The 14,712-nt window shown below is 61.4% G+C and carries 16 protein-coding genes and 1 pseudogene; 12 read left to right on the top strand and 5 right to left on the bottom strand.

Features of this window, described 5'->3' with window-relative positions; translation table 11 throughout:
- A pseudogene (locus AB4Y81_RS18755) lies at window positions 1-306 on the top strand (TasA family protein); the annotation flags it as partial.
- A 182-nt stretch (window positions 307-488) separates the two neighbouring features.
- The gene (locus AB4Y81_RS18750) at window positions 489-968 is read left to right on the top strand and encodes a hypothetical protein (RefSeq protein ID WP_144027695.1); all 480 of its coding nucleotides are present in this window, start codon (window positions 489-491) and stop codon (window positions 966-968) included.
- 31 nt (window positions 969-999) lie between these two features.
- On the opposite strand, the gene AB4Y81_RS18745 is transcribed toward AB4Y81_RS18750, so the two are convergent.
- Window positions 1,000-2,559 (bottom strand): glycoside hydrolase family 32 protein, encoded by a 1,560-nt coding sequence (locus AB4Y81_RS18745; RefSeq protein ID WP_441996484.1) that lies wholly within the window; start codon window positions 2,557-2,559, stop codon window positions 1,000-1,002.
- A 326-nt stretch (window positions 2,560-2,885) separates the two neighbouring features.
- Here AB4Y81_RS18745 and AB4Y81_RS18740 point away from each other — a divergent pair, with 326 nt between their 5' ends.
- From AB4Y81_RS18740 to AB4Y81_RS18715, 6 genes are all read left to right on the top strand, one after another.
- Window positions 2,886-4,322 carry a GH32 C-terminal domain-containing protein gene (locus AB4Y81_RS18740; protein WP_441996482.1) on the top strand — a complete coding sequence of 479 codons (1,437 nt, stop codon included), beginning with the start codon at window positions 2,886-2,888 and terminating at the stop codon, window positions 4,320-4,322.
- Window positions 4,323-4,367: 45 nt separating this feature from the next.
- Entirely contained in the window at window positions 4,368-5,705 is a 1,338-nt protein-coding gene (locus AB4Y81_RS18735) for an ABC transporter substrate-binding protein (protein ID WP_018779915.1), read from the top strand.
- A gap of 48 nt (window positions 5,706-5,753) precedes the next feature.
- Window positions 5,754-6,635: a carbohydrate ABC transporter permease gene (locus AB4Y81_RS18730; RefSeq protein WP_018779914.1), complete on the top strand. Its 882-nt coding sequence runs from the start codon at window positions 5,754-5,756 to the stop codon at window positions 6,633-6,635.
- Entirely contained in the window at window positions 6,632-7,537 is a 906-nt protein-coding gene (locus AB4Y81_RS18725; RefSeq protein ID WP_441996479.1) for a carbohydrate ABC transporter permease, read from the top strand. Before AB4Y81_RS18730 ends, AB4Y81_RS18725 begins: the two co-directional genes overlap by 4 nt.
- Before the next feature lie 38 nt (window positions 7,538-7,575).
- On the top strand, window positions 7,576-8,649 hold the full coding sequence (locus AB4Y81_RS18720; RefSeq protein ID WP_018779912.1) for a LacI family DNA-binding transcriptional regulator: 1,074 nt from the start codon (window positions 7,576-7,578) through the stop codon (window positions 8,647-8,649).
- Between the two features lie 109 nt (window positions 8,650-8,758).
- Entirely contained in the window at window positions 8,759-9,652 is an 894-nt protein-coding gene (locus AB4Y81_RS18715; protein ID WP_441996477.1) for a glucose 1-dehydrogenase, read from the top strand.
- Between the two features lie 286 nt (window positions 9,653-9,938).
- Here AB4Y81_RS18715 and AB4Y81_RS18710 read toward each other — a convergent pair whose 3' ends face one another.
- Together AB4Y81_RS18710 and AB4Y81_RS18705 are read right to left on the bottom strand one after the other, a co-directional pair.
- Entirely contained in the window at window positions 9,939-10,397 is a 459-nt protein-coding gene (locus tag AB4Y81_RS18710; RefSeq protein ID WP_055974177.1) for a Clp protease N-terminal domain-containing protein, read from the bottom strand.
- 42 nt (window positions 10,398-10,439) lie between these two features.
- On the bottom strand, window positions 10,440-10,643 hold the full coding sequence (locus tag AB4Y81_RS18705; protein ID WP_039239890.1) for a helix-turn-helix domain-containing protein: 204 nt from the start codon (window positions 10,641-10,643) through the stop codon (window positions 10,440-10,442).
- 35 nt (window positions 10,644-10,678) lie between these two features.
- On the opposite strand from AB4Y81_RS18705, the gene AB4Y81_RS18700 reads away from it, so the two are divergent.
- The 3 genes from AB4Y81_RS18700 (at window position 10,679) to AB4Y81_RS18690 (ending at window position 12,600) form a co-directional block, all read left to right on the top strand.
- Window positions 10,679-11,461, top strand: a complete 783-nt coding sequence (locus tag AB4Y81_RS18700) for a hypothetical protein (RefSeq protein WP_441996474.1) — start codon at window positions 10,679-10,681, stop codon at window positions 11,459-11,461.
- Window positions 11,462-11,673: 212 nt separating this feature from the next.
- Window positions 11,674-12,168: a DUF2306 domain-containing protein gene (locus AB4Y81_RS18695; protein WP_441996472.1), complete on the top strand. Its 495-nt coding sequence runs from the start codon at window positions 11,674-11,676 to the stop codon at window positions 12,166-12,168.
- A gap of 129 nt (window positions 12,169-12,297) precedes the next feature.
- Window positions 12,298-12,600: a hypothetical protein gene (locus AB4Y81_RS18690; protein ID WP_018779906.1), complete on the top strand. Its 303-nt coding sequence runs from the start codon at window positions 12,298-12,300 to the stop codon at window positions 12,598-12,600.
- Between the two features lie 268 nt (window positions 12,601-12,868).
- On the opposite strand, the gene AB4Y81_RS18685 is transcribed toward AB4Y81_RS18690, so the two are convergent.
- Both AB4Y81_RS18685 and AB4Y81_RS18680 read right to left on the bottom strand, forming a co-directional pair.
- Window positions 12,869-13,105, bottom strand: a complete 237-nt coding sequence (locus AB4Y81_RS18685) for a hypothetical protein (protein ID WP_018779905.1) — start codon at window positions 13,103-13,105, stop codon at window positions 12,869-12,871.
- A gap of 174 nt (window positions 13,106-13,279) precedes the next feature.
- Window positions 13,280-13,774, bottom strand: a complete 495-nt coding sequence (locus AB4Y81_RS18680) for a hypothetical protein (protein ID WP_441996470.1) — start codon at window positions 13,772-13,774, stop codon at window positions 13,280-13,282.
- 210 nt (window positions 13,775-13,984) lie between these two features.
- On the opposite strand from AB4Y81_RS18680, the gene AB4Y81_RS18675 reads away from it, so the two are divergent.
- Window positions 13,985-14,707 carry a hypothetical protein gene (locus AB4Y81_RS18675; protein WP_144027694.1) on the top strand — a complete coding sequence of 241 codons (723 nt, stop codon included), beginning with the start codon at window positions 13,985-13,987 and terminating at the stop codon, window positions 14,705-14,707.
- Window positions 14,708-14,712: the final 5 nt, after the last annotated feature.

Genomic DNA, 14,712 nt, shown 5'->3' with positions numbered 1-14,712 from the left:
GCCTCCCTCCTCACCACCGACACCACCAACGGCCTGCAACTGACCATCGAAAACTGCTCCACCCCCTGGACCGGCACCGCCGCCCCCTACACCTGCGCCGGCACCAAAACCACCGTCCTGGCCAACGGCCCCGTCATCGCAGCGAACAAAACCCTGAACAACCTCACCTCCCTGACCTCAGCCAAAACCGACAACCTCAAAGTCACCACCGCGTTCCCCACCACCGCGGACAACACCTTCCAAGGCGCCACCTCCACCATCGCCTTCGCCTTCACCGGCACCCAACGCACCGAAACCACCAAATAAACCACCCCAAACCCCGGGAACCGGCCCGTCTTGCCCTTCAGGCCGGTTCCCGGCCATTACTGTGCCGGTCAAATCCAGGCTTTCCCTGAGTCTTGAGTAGACCTTGAGGGTCCGAAGGATCTTTTCCTGAGGATCCCTTGGGAGAGTTGGATCAAGGCCAATCCACACCATCAGAAACGGAAGTGACGACGAGCATGCGGATCAAGTTCATCCTCTGGCGCGGACCGGCCATCTTCCTGGCCGTCCTGCTGATGCTGATGGGCTTTTCGTTGTCTCCGGCCCATGCACAGTTCCACGACACCGAAAGCGCCGGCATGGCCGTGGCGGCAGCGCGGATCCCGGCACCGGCGGCCAATACCGTCTCCGTAACCAAGAGCTGTGATTCCTTCTTGTGGTTCGGCCAGGCCAAGATCAGTGTAGGAAGCTACACCGCCGTAACCTATGCGAACTACTACGAACTCAAAGTCATCGATCCCGACGGCGTCGTCCAGTTCACTGGAGATCTGAGCAAGTCGTCCGGCCGTTCCTACAGTTCGGGAATCCAGAGCGTGGGAAACCTCAGCGGAACGTGGACTTACCAGATCCGCGGTTATTACAAGGTGCCCAACTCCACCAACAGCTGGGCAGGCCAGCCGCTGACCGGCACGCTGAACTGCCCCTGAGCCGCGGAATCCGCGACGCCACGAAGAACTTCTAGATGGGGTTGCCGAACTCACGGATGGTTATACCCGTGAAGTTGGCAGGGCCACCATCGGCATAGAGGGAAATCCCGGTGTCGCCGTCCGCGAAGTGAACTTGCTGCGAAACAACGGTGTGTCCGGAATTCACAAAGACCTCCACGCTTTGTTTATCGACAAAGATGCGCAGGTGGACGGAGCGGGCGTTGGCATCAATGGGTGCGGCAGCACGGGTGTACGGTGCCAGCGAATAGCCGGCCAGCTCGGAGGGACTCCTGTCCACGTACAACTCATCGCCGTACTTTCCGATGTTCGTGTGCCGCGTTCCATCGGCCGAACGGCCCACTGAAACCCCGACATTGGCTGCTGCGTCCCAGGAGATACTGAGCTCCAGTTCATAGGCACGGCCGGTCCATGGCAGGACGGCGCTGCCATTGACGACGCGGTCCGGGAGGGCGGTGGTGGCACTGACGTAGCCCTGCAAGGCAGCGACCGGGGAACTCAGCAGGCTGTACCAGCCTCCTGCCTGCCTTTCCAGCCTCAGCTCCCGGACAATCGAGTTTTGCCCGTTGTACCCATCGGATGCGACGGTGGGGACGTCCCGGGCGGCGTATTTCCAGTTGTTCATCCATGCAACGGCAAGACGCTTGGTCTCCGGCGCTTCCACGGCCGGCCAAGTCACCCCGGCGTACCAATCCCAGCCCCAGTCCAACCACTGCGGCGTCAAGTCATCGGCAATGAAGGCCGAGCCGTTCCAGCTGCCAGTCCAGTACGCATAGGTCATGGGCAGGCCCACGCTGTAGGCATCCATGCTCGCGGCGAAGATCCAATGCCGGGTGCCATCGCCTGCGGTCATTTCAAACAGGTCCGGGCACTCGATCCCGCCGAGTGCGTGGTTGGGGTAGTCGAAGTTGGAGGTCCATTGCCAATCACGCAGGTTCGCGGAGGTGTAGAAGGCCGCATAGCGGGCCCGGCCGATGACGCACACCCATTCGCTGCGTGTCGCATCCCATTGGATCTTGGGATCGCGGAACCACTCAGCGTTGTCGATCTCGGCGGGTGTGGTGGCGGCCCGGCCGTCAGTGTTCACGATCACCGGATCCGGCAGCGCCGTGAAGTTGTAGCCGCCGTCGGTGGACCAGTACAGGTACTGCTCCTGGTACTTGCGGATGCCGTCGGTCGGCTTGGTGGCGAGCACGACGACGGCTCCCGCGCCAAAGCCTGCGGTGTTGGCCGTGTCCACCACTCCCGACCCGGACCAGACGGGGAAGTTCGGTTGGAGCGGCAGGACTACGCCGTGGTGGCTGAAGGACACCGCGTCAGTTGTGGTGGCGTGATCCCAACCGCCCTGGCCGTTGTTGATGCTGGAGTGCAGGTAGTACAGCTGGTAGCCGCCGTTGGTGTACACCGGCCTCTGCGGATCACACAACCATCCGGACGGCGGTGTCATGTGATAGACCGCCCGCTGCGAGGCAGCAGCCTGGGCGGAGCCGGACACGGCACCACCCATCAGCAGGGCCAAAGCGCCGGCTCCGGTGCCTTGGAGAAGGGTTCGTCGTGGAAATTGGGGCGTCATGAAGCGGTTTCCTCTCAAACATTCTTTGGTTGAGAACGCGGTGGGTGTGCGGATACGGCTGTGCATCCGGGCACGCCAAAGTGCGCCATCAAAGGAACTGGATTACTTCGTCCGGTGGGCGTGGCCAAAGGTGTCTGCTCGGCGTCGAGGGACACAGGTGTGCCTCCGGTAGCAAGGACGTTAGTGGCTGGGGGTTTCGGTGGTCAAGCGTTTTAGCGAAGAATATTTTTGAGCAAATTAACTTTGCTAAAACGCTTGATCAATGTGTGTGACCTGCGCTACCTTCAGTGTGATCAAACGCTTTAGCAGAATGGACATCAGCGCAGATGAAACGCTCAGTCTTCTTCCAACCCGCCGACGGCTGGGTCGGCGACCTCATCCCTTTCGAGAAAGACGGGGAGTTTTGGCTCTACTACCTCCATGAAGTCCGGTCACAGCCCAAACCGGGCACTTCATGGAACCTCATCACCACCAAGGACCTCACCCAGTTCGAGGACCACGGCGTTGCCCTCCCGCACGGAACCGAAGCGGAACTGGACTTCAACGCCTACACGGGCAGCGTCGTCGTCGATGACGCCGGAGTCCACCACCTGTTCTACACCGGCCAGAACCCCCGCAACCTGGGCACCGACGGCGCACCGCTCCAACTGGTCATGCACGCCACCAGTACCGACGGCATGCAGAGCTGGACCAAGCACCCGGAGCTCACCTTCGGAGCTCCCGACGGGTACGAATCCGGGGACTGGCGGGATCCCTTCGTTTTCCGGGATGAAGCCAAAGGCCAGTGGCGGATGCTGCTCGCGGCTCGGCATTCAGAAGGACCCGAGCGGCGTCGCGGTGTCATCGCCCAGTGCGTATCCACGGACCTGATGACCTGGGAGCACACCGAGCCCTTCTGGGATCCCCGCCGCTACATCACTCACGAATGCCCGGACGTTTTCCAGTGGGGCGACTGGTGGTACATGGTCTACTCAGAATTCTCGGAATCGTTCACCACGCGGTACCGGATGGCCAAGAGCCCTGACGGCCCATGGACCGTACCGAACCTGGACAGCATCGATGGCCGGGCCTTCTATGCGTCCAAAACAGCCGAACGCGACGGACGCCGCTTCCTCTTCGGATGGATCGCCAGCAAGGAAGGCAACAAGGACCACGGCCCTTGGGAATGGGCCGGCACCATGTCCGTCCTGGAGACCCGACAGAATCCGGATGGCACCCTCGGGTTCTCCTTCGCGGATGAACTGGTGGAGAGCTTTTGGGAAGACGTGCACGTATCGCTGGCGGACGAGCTGCCGGCAGCTTTGGACGTGCCGGACAGCTACGCAGCCCTGGTATCCCGGGAGGAGCTCCCCTCGCAGTTCTACGCCAAGGCCGTGCTGGACATAGGGCCCGACACCACCGAATGCGGCCTGCTCCTGCGGGCAAGCCACGACGGCGACCAGTCCTACATCCTGCGTCTGGAACCCAAGCGCGGCCGCCTGGTCTTTGACCGATGGCCCCGCGCCATCACCGGCGACGCCCAGTGGCACGTTTCCGGGGACGTCCCCTTCGATATCGAACTGGAACGCCCCTGCGACCTCACCCCGGGCGAGCACAGCCTTGAGGTGATTGTCGACGGCGACACTTGCGTCGCCGTCGTCGACCGCCAAGTTGCGCTTAGCGCCCGGATCTACGACCTGACGGCGGGACGGATCGGCGTTTTCGCCGGTGAAGGTTCGGTCAGCGTCACCGAACTCGAAATCCGTCAACGCACCGAAAACTAATACCCCCAACCCCAACCTCTGTTCCAATCAAGGGAGATTGCCGCAATGAAAAAACTACTCCGCGTTGCCGCCGTCGCAGCCGCAGCCGCACTGGCATTGACAGCCTGCGGCGGCGGAGGAAGCACCGCCGACCCTGCCAATGTCAGCCCCACCGGCGAGATCAAACCCCGCGAAATCTCGTGGCTGCTCTCCAGGCCCGCCGACGGCGCAGTCATCAACATCATGAAGAAGCTCGCCGATGACTACGCCAAGGACCACCCCGGCTTCGCGCTGAACCTCATCACCACACCGGACCGGCCGTCCTACATCCAGAAGCTCGAGACCCTGGCTGCAGCGAACAAGCTTCCTGAACTTTTTGACACCGACGCCACCCCGTTCGCCCAGCAACTGGCGAAGCAAGGCAAGATGGTGGACGCCGACAAGCTGTTGAAATCCTTGAACCTCTACGACGACTACCGTCCGGGCGCCTTGGACTACCAGCGTTTCGACGACGGTTCGCTCTACATGATTCCGTTCCAATTCGAGCTGGAATTCATGTGGTACAACAAAGCCCTCCTGGAGAAGGCCGGCGTTTCCATCCCCAAGTCCCTCGATGACATCCCGGCCATGTGCACGGCTTTGAGGAAGGCCGGGATCACCCCGATCGCCATTGACGGGCAGGACCAGTGGCCGCTGGAACGCTACGTTGCCTACCAGCCCTTCCGCGAAGCCGGTCCTGACTTCGTGCAGAAACTGAAGAAGGGCGAGTCCTCATTCTCCGACGCCCCGGGCCAGAAGACAGTCAAGTGGATGGCTGATCTCGGCAAGGCCAATTGCTTCCAGGACGGGTTCTCTTCGCAGGGATACTCGGACGCGCAGAACCAGTTCACGTCCGGCCAGGCGGCCATGTACAACATCGGAACGTGGGAGCTGCCTAGCCTTGCCACGGACAAGCTCAACCCGGCAGTCCGGGACAACATAGATTTCTTCACCCTTCCCACCACTGAGGGGTCCGTGACCGCGGCCAACGAGTTCGTCTCACCGTCCGGCATCGGCATGGCCGTGAACTCGAAGACCTACGATCCGTTGGTCAGCGACTTCCTGAAGTTCGCCCTGGAGAAGTACCCGTCCGAGTACGCGGCCACCGGCGCACTGTCCCCCACCACCAATGTTCAGACGGCAATCCCGGCCAACGCCACCCCGCTCTACAAGAAAGCGCTGGAGACGGCCAACGATCTTGGTGACAAGCAGGCCATGCCGTGGGATACGCAGTTGGACCCAACCACCAACGGCAGGCTCCAGCAAGAGCTGGTCCTGCTGGTCCAAGGCAACATCACGCCCGAACAGTTCACCAGCACGATGAACGACGCCATCAAGCAGAACGCGCCCAAGTTCTTCAAGTAAACGTAGCAGCGGGGGGTCGCAAGGCCCCCCCACCCGAAAGGCCCCGCCATGCTTCCCAACCGGTCAAGGACGTCCGTCCTGGTCTTCCTGCTCCCTCCACTGCTGCTGTACTGCGCAGCCGTGCTGTTCCCCATCCTGCAATCCCTGTTTCTCAGCTTCTTTTCCTGGAACGGCATCAGCGACATGGAGTTCGTCGGGCTTCAGAATTACGTCCGCATGCTCACCGCCGATGATGTTTTCTGGCGCTCCTTCTTCAACGCGCTCCTCTACCTGGCCATCTGCCTGGTCCTGCAACTTGGCGGCGCCCTGGTTGTCGCCAGCCTGTTGACCTCGCTGCGCCGGGGCCGGGAGCTCATCAAGACCCTGTACCTGCTGCCCGCGGTCATCTCCACTGTGGCGATCGCCTTCCTGTTCGTGCGCATCTACTCCATCGATCCCGTCGGCCTGCTCAACCAGCTCCTGCACTGGGTGGGACTCGGTTCCTTTGAACGCGCCTGGCTCTCCGATGTGAATACCGTGCTTGCCGCAGTTTCGGCCCCGGAGGGATGGCGATTCACCGGGCTCTACATGCTCATCATCTACGCCGCACTGATCGCCGTTCCCAAGGAACTTGAAGAAGCCGCCGTCCTGGATGGCGCCTCCAAATGGACGCTCTTCACCAAGATCCGCTTTCCGTACATCCGCCCTGTCTGGATCACTACCACCATCATGGCCACCACCTACGGCCTGCGCGGCTTCGACATCCCCTATCTCATGACCAACGGCGGCCCCGGACAATCCTCCGAGCTGCTCACCACCTACATGTACAAGACAGCGTTCACCAGTACGGACTTTGGTTACGCAAGCACCATCTCCGTCTTCATCGTGATCGAGTGCCTCGTCGCCGTCGGCCTCATCCTTTTCATGCTCAAGCGGAAGGCAGACTCATGATCGCCCAGACAGCCCCGACCACCAAGTCACCGGCAGCTCCGCCGTCGGCGCCGGCACCCAAACGGCGTCGCCGCAAGCCGAGCCTGTACCGGACGCTTTCGCGGGTCCTGATCATGCTGATCGTGATCGTCCAGGTGTATCCGTTGGCCTGGCTGTTCCTGACAAGCCTCCGCACGGAACAGGACTTCGCCACCGGAGACCCGTTCGCCCTGCCGAGCGCATTGACCTGGGACAACTACGCCCGGGCTTTTGAGACGGGTGACCTCGGCCGGAACATCCTCAACAGCTTCATAGTGACCATGGGCGCCAACCTTCTCATCGTCCTGTTCGGCATGATGGCCGCGTACGCCATCCAGGTCCTTGGCTTCCGTTTGAGCCGGTTCGTGCGGGGGTTGTTCCTGGTGGGCATCATCGTTCCCGTCCAGATCGCCCTGGTCCCCCTGTTCATCGACTACTCCACCGTGAATCTGCTGGACACCTACCAGTCGATGATCATTCCCCTGGCCGGCTTTGCGCTGCCCATGTCCATCTATCTGTTCTCGTCCTTCTTTGAGTACATTCCCCGGGAAACCTATGAAGCGGCTTCCCTGGACGGCGCCGGGCCGTACCGGATCTTCGGCCTGATTACCCTGCCGTTGTCGCTGAACACCGTGGTGACCGTGGTCCTGGTCAACAGCATCTTCATTTGGAACGACTTCATTTTCGCCAACACCTTTGTCCTCTCCGAGGACCTCAAGACCATTCCCCTCGGTCTGCAGAACTACATCGGCGCCATGGGCAAGGTGGACTGGACAGCAACGTTTGCTGCTGTCTGCGTGACCATCACACCGCTGCTGCTGGTCTTCCTGGTGTTGAACAAGGCCATGATCCAGGGCCTTGAGAGCGGGGCGAGCAAGGGATGACCACCACAGCGGATGGATATACTCCTGATGGAGGACAGATGATTTCGCAGGAGAAAAATTCAGGCAGCGCGGCCGATGTTCCAATCACCACCGACCGCGCCCATCCGGTAACCCTCCGCGAAGTTGCTGAAGCAGCCGGTGTTTCAACGGCAACTGTCTCCTTGGTCATCAACAAGAAGAAGAACGCCCGCATCGCTGACGACACACGGCAGCGCGTCCAGGAGGCCATCCAGCTCCTGGGCTACCGGCCCAATGCGATGGCGAAGAACCTTGTCAGCGGAACTTCCAAGTTCATCGGGCTTGTAGCGGACGGCGTGGCAACCACCCCGTTCGCGGGGCAGATCATCCACGGCGCGCAGGACGAAGCCTGGAAGCACGGTTACGCCCTGCTGATCGCCAACACCGAAGGAAACGTGGACCTGGAAAAGGACGCGATCGCCATGATGCTGGAGTACAAGGTCCGCGGCATCCTGTACTCAACCTGGTTCCACCGGGCCACGGAAGTTCCGGAAACCCTTCGTGAGTCCGACTTCGTGCTGGTCAACTGTTTTTCGCCGGATTCGCCGGCATCCCGCGCCGTAGTGCCCGATGAAGCCCAGGGCGGGAAATCGGCCACGGAAATCCTGCTGCGCGGGGGGCATCGTCGTATCGCCTTCATCAACACCACCACTCCCGCTCCGGCCAAGGACGGCCGGCTCGAGGGCTACCGGGAGGCGTTGGAAGCGGAGGGAATTGCCTTCGATCCGGAACTGGTGATGGAGGCGTACCCGGACCAGGAAGGTGGCTACGGCGCGACGGAGGAGCTGCTCAAGCTCAACGTTTCCGCCGTCTACTGCTACAACGACCGCATGGCCATGGGCCTCTACGATGGCCTGCGGGAACACGGGCTCGCCATTCCTGAGGACATGGCCGTTGTGGGCTTCGATAACCAGGAGGTCATTGCCGCGCACCTCCGCCCGCCGTTGTCCACCGTTTCCCTGCCGCACTACGAACTCGGGGCGGCCGGCGTCCGCATGTTGCTCGGCCTGGATCAGGCCGCTGGCGACGGCCCCGTGAAAATCGCGTGCCCCGCCGTTGAACGGGCTTCCGTGGCGGTGCACACCGCAGCTTGATACGGGAGGCGGTTCCCCGGTTTGGCAGGGACGCCTTCACGTGTCTAGGCTGGAAATCATAAGCTTACTTAGCTTTCGTGTTCCACGCCTAAGAAACCGGAGGACCACCATGACTGACCAGTACACCTTCCGCAACCCGGTCACCGCCTACGAGCAGATCTCCCCGCCAAAGCAGCACCAGCCCGAGCCCGGCCTCGACGCCGAACTCACGCCCCAGGCGGATCTCGGCGAGGAAAGCTACCGCGGCACCGGACGGCTTGAGGGGCGCAAGGCGATCATCACCGGCGCCGACTCAGGGATCGGCGCAGCCACCGCCATCGCCTTCGCACGTGAGGGGGCAGACGTCGTACTGTCCTACTTGCCCGAAGAAGAAGAGGACGCCGCGCGGATTGCGGCACTTATCGAGGCAGCAGGCCGTAAGGCCGTGAAAGTCCCCGGCGACCTCAAGGACCCGGCGACCTGCCAGGAACTGGTGGGCACCGCCGTCGCGGTTTTGGGCGGCGTGGACATCCTGGTCAACAACGCCGGAAAGCAGGTTGCCCAGGAAAACCTGGCCGACATCACGGACGAACAATTCGACCACACACAGAAAACCAATGTGTATGCAATGTTCTGGCTGACAAAAGCGGCGCTCCCGCACCTGCCGGCGGGCTCGACGATCATCAACACCACGTCCATCCAGGCATATAACCCGTCGCCCACCCTGGTGGACTACGCCACGACCAAGGCGAGCATCAACAACTTCACCAAGGGACTCGCGCAACAGCTCGCACCGAAGGGCATCCGCGTCAACGCCGTTGCACCCGGACCCATCTGGACTCCCCTGCAGGTCAGCAGCGGTCAACCCAAGGAAGAGCTCCCGGAGTTCGGCCAGTCCACTCCCCTGGGCCGCGCCGGGCAGCCGGCCGAACTGGCTCCGGCCTATGTCTTCCTGGCGTCGGCGGAATCCAGCTACGTAGTGGGCGAGACCCTCAACGTCAACGGGGGCAGCCCCACGCCATAGGCGCCACTTGGCACCATCACGACGGCGACGCCTCCACACGCTGGGGCGTCGCCGTCGTCGTCCCAGCCGCGCAGCCCTCGCGTCAGGGCCGGACAGCACTTCTGGGAGATGCGTCCGGCCCTGCGCCGCGGATCCGATGGGCAGCACCGGCCGACGAGGGGGGTCATGGGCCGTTGCCTGGATCCGCTGGATTCAGTCAAGTCGCTCCCACCCGCGGGGACACGAGTAATATGTACTCGTTTTTTGCTCCCGTTGGAGCCTCCCGCTACTTGGACTCTCTTCGGGACTATTGGGAGAGCAGCCGTTCTCGAACAGCTTCACGGTTTACCTTGAGCTCCTCGAACAGGGCGGACACGGGGTCATGCTCCTCCCGATCCAACAGGGAGAGTAAAAGGCTCGATGCGGTGATCTTCCGGGATTTTTGATCCACAGCAGATTTCACCATGCTCGCCATGACCTCCTTGGCTCCGGAGCTGAAAGGCGGCTTCCTTCCGCGGGTTGGCATGGGTGCCCGTACAAGTCCCTTGCTTTTGAAGCCGATGGCCTCCAGCGCAGCGGCGTCAAGCCTGGCCGCCGCCTTCCGCGCATCGTCCAGGGAGACGCCCAGGACATCAGCGGGGCCGCGTTCGTGGAGTGCCCCCAGGAGCAGGTGCTCAGTTCCCATTCGCTTGTCGCCCAGACTGCGTGCTTCTTCCATGGCAAACCCCACGATCCGGCGGGTGTCATGGGTAAATTGCTCAAACATTGCTCAACTCATTCCCTGTACTTGGTCATTCTCCGTAACGGGTCATTCCCTGTATTTGGCATGCACCGATTGCCGGGAAACACCCAAAGCGTCACCTATCTGCTCCCACGTCCAGCCTTGCTCGCGTGCCGCCCGGACATGGACGGCTTCCACTTGCTCGGCCAGGCGGTGAAGGGCACCCACGGCCCGCAATCCGACGGCGGGGTTGGTGGAGTGGATCTGCTCGGAGAGTTCATCAGCTTCCATGCTGTCAGGCTAGACTGACATGAGTCTTTGTGTCAATGCAGACTGACAAGGAGCTTCTTGCCGGCATCCCGACCTACACGGCTAGACTCGTCGTGAAGGACGGATTGGGGGATCCACAACGACGCGCGGCATCATCGGTCGTTCCGCTGGTCGGTCGAAACCAGCGAGCAAAGGACCCCATGGCCTTCTTCCAGGATTTCCCCATTCCAACCCAGCCCAAACGTGGGCGCCAAGGCCGCTTCGTTCCCCCGCCATGGTCCGGAACACCCCGCTACGAGCTCCCCGCGCTGGTCCACATCGGTCAGTTCCTGTACTTCAGCCCCACCAGGGTGATCGCCGTCAAGGGCGTTGAAGTGTTCTCCACCGGATGCAATTTCGATCTGACCTGGATCATCCGCCGGGCCGACGAGACAGACGAGGAATGGGAAGCCCTCAATGGCGTGTTCTTCCAGCACGGGTTCCGGCCGAAGCCCGAACAAAATCTGCTGGATGTGCTCCTGCTGTTCGGCGTAGAACTCCCTGACGGTTCCCGCGCTTTCACCGGGGCCCACGGAGGTGGCCGGTACATGGACCCGTCACAGCAGCCCACAGCTCCCGTCCTCTCCTTCAACGGCGGTGGAGGCAGTGGCGGTGACGACGAACTTGCCGGCTCGGGATCACTCTGGCTGTGGCCTCTTCCCGAGGAAGGCGACCTTCGGCTGGTCACGCAATGGCCCGCGCTCGGCATCGAGGAAAGCTCTCTAATTCTCGACGGCGGACAGCTGCGGGCTGCTGCCACAGGGGCCAAGGAGTTCTGGCCGGGCGAGTACACGCCATAAAAACGCTCGAAGGCTACGCAGGCAAGGATTTGCAGTGAGTAGCTGCCACTACCGTGTGCCTCCGGAGAATCCAGTTGACCAATATAGCGGCCACGATTGTGATCGCCGCCAGAGACCACGGACGTTCGAGCCGGAACAGGGTAACGATTCCGATCATTGCGCCCATGTTGCCGCAGTCCGTCACTGCCCGTCCGACTCGCTAGGCTGGCCGTATGCCTTCGCCGTGGACTTTCCTGATCGCCCTGCACGCCATCGCTGCGGGCTACGCCCTGATCTTCGGCGCCGTAAACCTGCTCAAGCGCAACAAAGGCTCCGCAGCACACAAGATCCTGGGCCGCATCTGGGCGGCGACCATGTACGTCGTCGTCCTCACCTCATTCGGGATCCGGACCATCGACGGCGGGTTCAACTGGCTTCACGCACTTTCTGTGCTGACTTTCTGCACCTTGACCCTGGGCTTGTGGTCCGTCCGTAAGGGCAACATCCGCGCTCACCAACGATTTATGACCGGCAGTTACTTCGGACTCATTGGCGCGTTCATCGGCGTCGTTGCTGTACCGGACCGACGTCTCCCCCAAATGGCCGTTCACGACCTCGTCGGCTTGACCCTCTGGGTAGCAGCGTTGGCTCTCACCGCCGGGCTGACTGTCGCCGGCCTGACGCAGCTTCGTCAGAAGACCACGCCAGGGGCCAGCGTCCGGCATTAGTGCCGAACAGCGTCCCGAGACTTTCAATAATATGAAGGTGCGCCCGCTGAAAGACGTGTAACACCGCCGCCCAGCCACGGCCACACCGCACAACAGCCGATCCACCAGACCAACCAACGAGAAACGAATATGGACCTTCTTGACGCCCCCACAGTAGTGATCCCTGCCGTCCTCCTAGTGCACATCACCGGCGTGATGATCGTAGTGGCATCGGCTGCCGGCCTGGCGATTTCCCTGTTCACCGTAGTGATGGCCGTGCACTTCACCCGAACAACATGGGGACTGACGCAAAACCTGCGAGACCAGGAGCCGTTCCGCAGCAGCTGGAGTAAGGTTCTTGGCACTTTGAAGGCAGGGGTTGTCGCGGCACGCCCTCTGATCGTGGCGACACGGCAGAAGATCAGCCAGCTGAGATCGTACAAACCCCAGTAGCCCGGCTGACGTCCATGCAGCGCTTCTTCTTCTCGTCGGGCCCGCTCCATCGTGTGCGTTGCGTAGGCTGGGGCGAATAAGCGACGTGACTCGGCTTAGGGAGACGACCCCTCAGGAGTCCCACAAGATCTGCATGATCGGTCGGTCGGAGCAGATTGAATCCCTCGCCCTACGAGACGGCGTGTCCCTTATCGTGTCATGCCTGGAGTGGGCCTGCTGCAGTCCTTGAATAAGGCATCGTGGCGGGCAGCGACGTGCCAGCACACTCCTACATGTTGAACATCAGACGCCATTTGACCGGCACACCGTTGACGGTGCTGATGACGGTGCAGTACTGAACGATAGTGCCGCGCTGGGCGTAGTATTCAGCGGCCTGGTTGCACGTTGAAAGTGACTCATAGGTGTACACCCTCAACGTGGCCGCCTGGGCAGGAATCGCACCGCCGACGAGTGTGGAACCTGCGATGCCCAATCCGAGCAATGCTGCGGCAATTCTGCGTTTCATGGTTACTCCCCCAAATAGTCCTGTATGGATAGAGCGAAACTATCAGAGGGGGTTTCTGGCGTATATGGGCAGGGGTGCCCATGTCCGCCAGATGTAGGCGCCATGCCCTCTCCGCAAGAGTTTCTCAGGGAGCCGAAGTGGCGGCTGAGCTCAAGTAGCTCCGCCACCACACGCTTAGCCCAGCCTGGCCGCCCAATACTGGCGCTGCTGCGAAGTTGCGGAGAGAACCCGCGGCGCTAACACCGCCTCAGGCCAGATCTGCACCAGATAGTCTTCAACAGCTGTCGAAGAGACCAAGTCGGGAGCCGCATCGCGGCCCACAGCGGACACTCGGATTCTGTAGTCTCCGGATTCGTCCTCCCCCATTTCTCCCAAGGCCGTCAGTTCCTCCATGGGTCCGCCGGCGGCCACCCGCCCTGCAGGAAGATTGGCTGAGACTTCATGAACGTCCTCCCACCCTTCCAGAACAGACTCGGGACGGGCACCTAGGACGTCTACAGTCATGGTGACCGGCCCCGAATTGATGCCGGTGTGGAACAGTGTGGTCCGGAAAGGCTGCTGGGCTCCACCTGCCCGGCTGGTTTGCAACGCCGCCACGGGGTCAGCAGGCGGGACCGGCTCCACTACCTGCTCGGCGGCTCGTAGCCCGTAAACACCTGAGATAATCATCGCTGCCTTATGAGACGTGTGCTTCCCTCCAGACGCTGGGAAGCGGCTCCGCGAGGCTCGTGGTGCCAAGCCACAACCCCACCCTCTATGACCCGGCACAGCGGACCTTTCACTGCAGTGGGGGACTTGACTTGCAATCCTCAGATCCTCTCTTAACACTGGACTGATCGGCAACGGACCGAAAAATAGTCAAGATTACTGGGGGATACCTTGAAAAAATCCGCGTTCGGAACCGCAATTCTTCTTGCTGCTGGTTTGACCATGGCATCTGTTCCGGCAGCAACAGCTGCTCAGTCGCCGGCACCCAAAGTGGCCGTTTCAGACGTGAACCAGTCCCTGGAACAGGCTCGTGAGTTCCTTACCCTTTACAAGGTAACGGCGGAAACTCAGGAGAGACTGGTCGCCAAATACCAGCGTGGTGAGACCTGGGACTCATTGAATGGGGCCACGCCGGTGGATACCCAAACCGTCGAGAAGACGGGCAAGACAGAAACTGTTTCCCGGTTCGCTGACGGCTCCGTTAACGTCACGTCAATTCAAAAGCCAGCGGCCGCGCCTCAAGAGGGCGAAATAACAACCCGTGGTATCAGCGAGTGCGGGTACTACCGTGTCGGAGCGACCGAGAACTACGACAATTGCTTGGTCGACTTCTGGGCGGGCCTGGTCTACATGGGCTTCCGCGCCGACTACTCCGCTGTCGATAACAATGTCGACTACATTCGAAGCATCTACTCCCCCGATTACATCATCGGCGGAGCATCGAGCGCAGAACAGACGGAGTTCGCGGTAACTCGAGAGTATGAAACACCCGGGGCCCCCGCGACGGCTCGCTTGACCGTCCTCGCCTATCCTGCCGGTACGCCCTTCGCGTTCAACTTCTGGGTTCAGCTGAATGTTGGCTTCGGCGGAGCCTACATGACCTACTCGTCCTAATTATC

The sequence above is a fragment of the Paenarthrobacter sp. TAF1 genome (assembly GCF_052113825.1).
In the GTDB taxonomy this organism is placed as follows: Bacteria; Actinomycetota; Actinomycetes; order Actinomycetales; family Micrococcaceae; genus Arthrobacter; species Arthrobacter nicotinovorans.
The sequence above is the reverse complement of the archived record's forward strand: the minus strand, read 5'-3'. Positions and strand labels throughout refer to the sequence as shown.

Excerpts from the sequence above, each read along its gene's own strand:
- AB4Y81_RS18745 (WP_441996484.1), bottom strand. The coding sequence starts at position 2,559 with ATGACGCCCCAATTTCCACGACGAACCCTTCTCCAAGGCACCGGAGCC.
- AB4Y81_RS18740 (WP_441996482.1), top strand. The coding sequence starts at position 2,886 with ATGAAACGCTCAGTCTTCTTCCAACCCGCCGACGGCTGGGTCGGCGAC.
- AB4Y81_RS18735 (WP_018779915.1), top strand. The coding sequence starts at position 4,368 with ATGAAAAAACTACTCCGCGTTGCCGCCGTCGCAGCCGCAGCCGCACTG.
- AB4Y81_RS18730 (WP_018779914.1), top strand. The coding sequence starts at position 5,754 with ATGCTTCCCAACCGGTCAAGGACGTCCGTCCTGGTCTTCCTGCTCCCT.
- AB4Y81_RS18725 (WP_441996479.1), top strand. The coding sequence starts at position 6,632 with ATGATCGCCCAGACAGCCCCGACCACCAAGTCACCGGCAGCTCCGCCG.
- AB4Y81_RS18720 (WP_018779912.1), top strand. The coding sequence starts at position 7,576 with ATGATTTCGCAGGAGAAAAATTCAGGCAGCGCGGCCGATGTTCCAATC.
- AB4Y81_RS18715 (WP_441996477.1), top strand. The coding sequence starts at position 8,759 with ATGACTGACCAGTACACCTTCCGCAACCCGGTCACCGCCTACGAGCAG.
- AB4Y81_RS18710 (WP_055974177.1), bottom strand. The coding sequence starts at position 10,397 with ATGTTTGAGCAATTTACCCATGACACCCGCCGGATCGTGGGGTTTGCC.
- AB4Y81_RS18705 (WP_039239890.1), bottom strand. The coding sequence starts at position 10,643 with ATGGAAGCTGATGAACTCTCCGAGCAGATCCACTCCACCAACCCCGCC.
- AB4Y81_RS18700 (WP_441996474.1), top strand. The coding sequence starts at position 10,679 with ATGCAGACTGACAAGGAGCTTCTTGCCGGCATCCCGACCTACACGGCT.
- AB4Y81_RS18695 (WP_441996472.1), top strand. The coding sequence starts at position 11,674 with ATGCCTTCGCCGTGGACTTTCCTGATCGCCCTGCACGCCATCGCTGCG.
- AB4Y81_RS18690 (WP_018779906.1), top strand. The coding sequence starts at position 12,298 with ATGGACCTTCTTGACGCCCCCACAGTAGTGATCCCTGCCGTCCTCCTA.
- AB4Y81_RS18685 (WP_018779905.1), bottom strand. The coding sequence starts at position 13,105 with ATGAAACGCAGAATTGCCGCAGCATTGCTCGGATTGGGCATCGCAGGT.
- AB4Y81_RS18680 (WP_441996470.1), bottom strand. The coding sequence starts at position 13,774 with ATGATTATCTCAGGTGTTTACGGGCTACGAGCCGCCGAGCAGGTAGTG.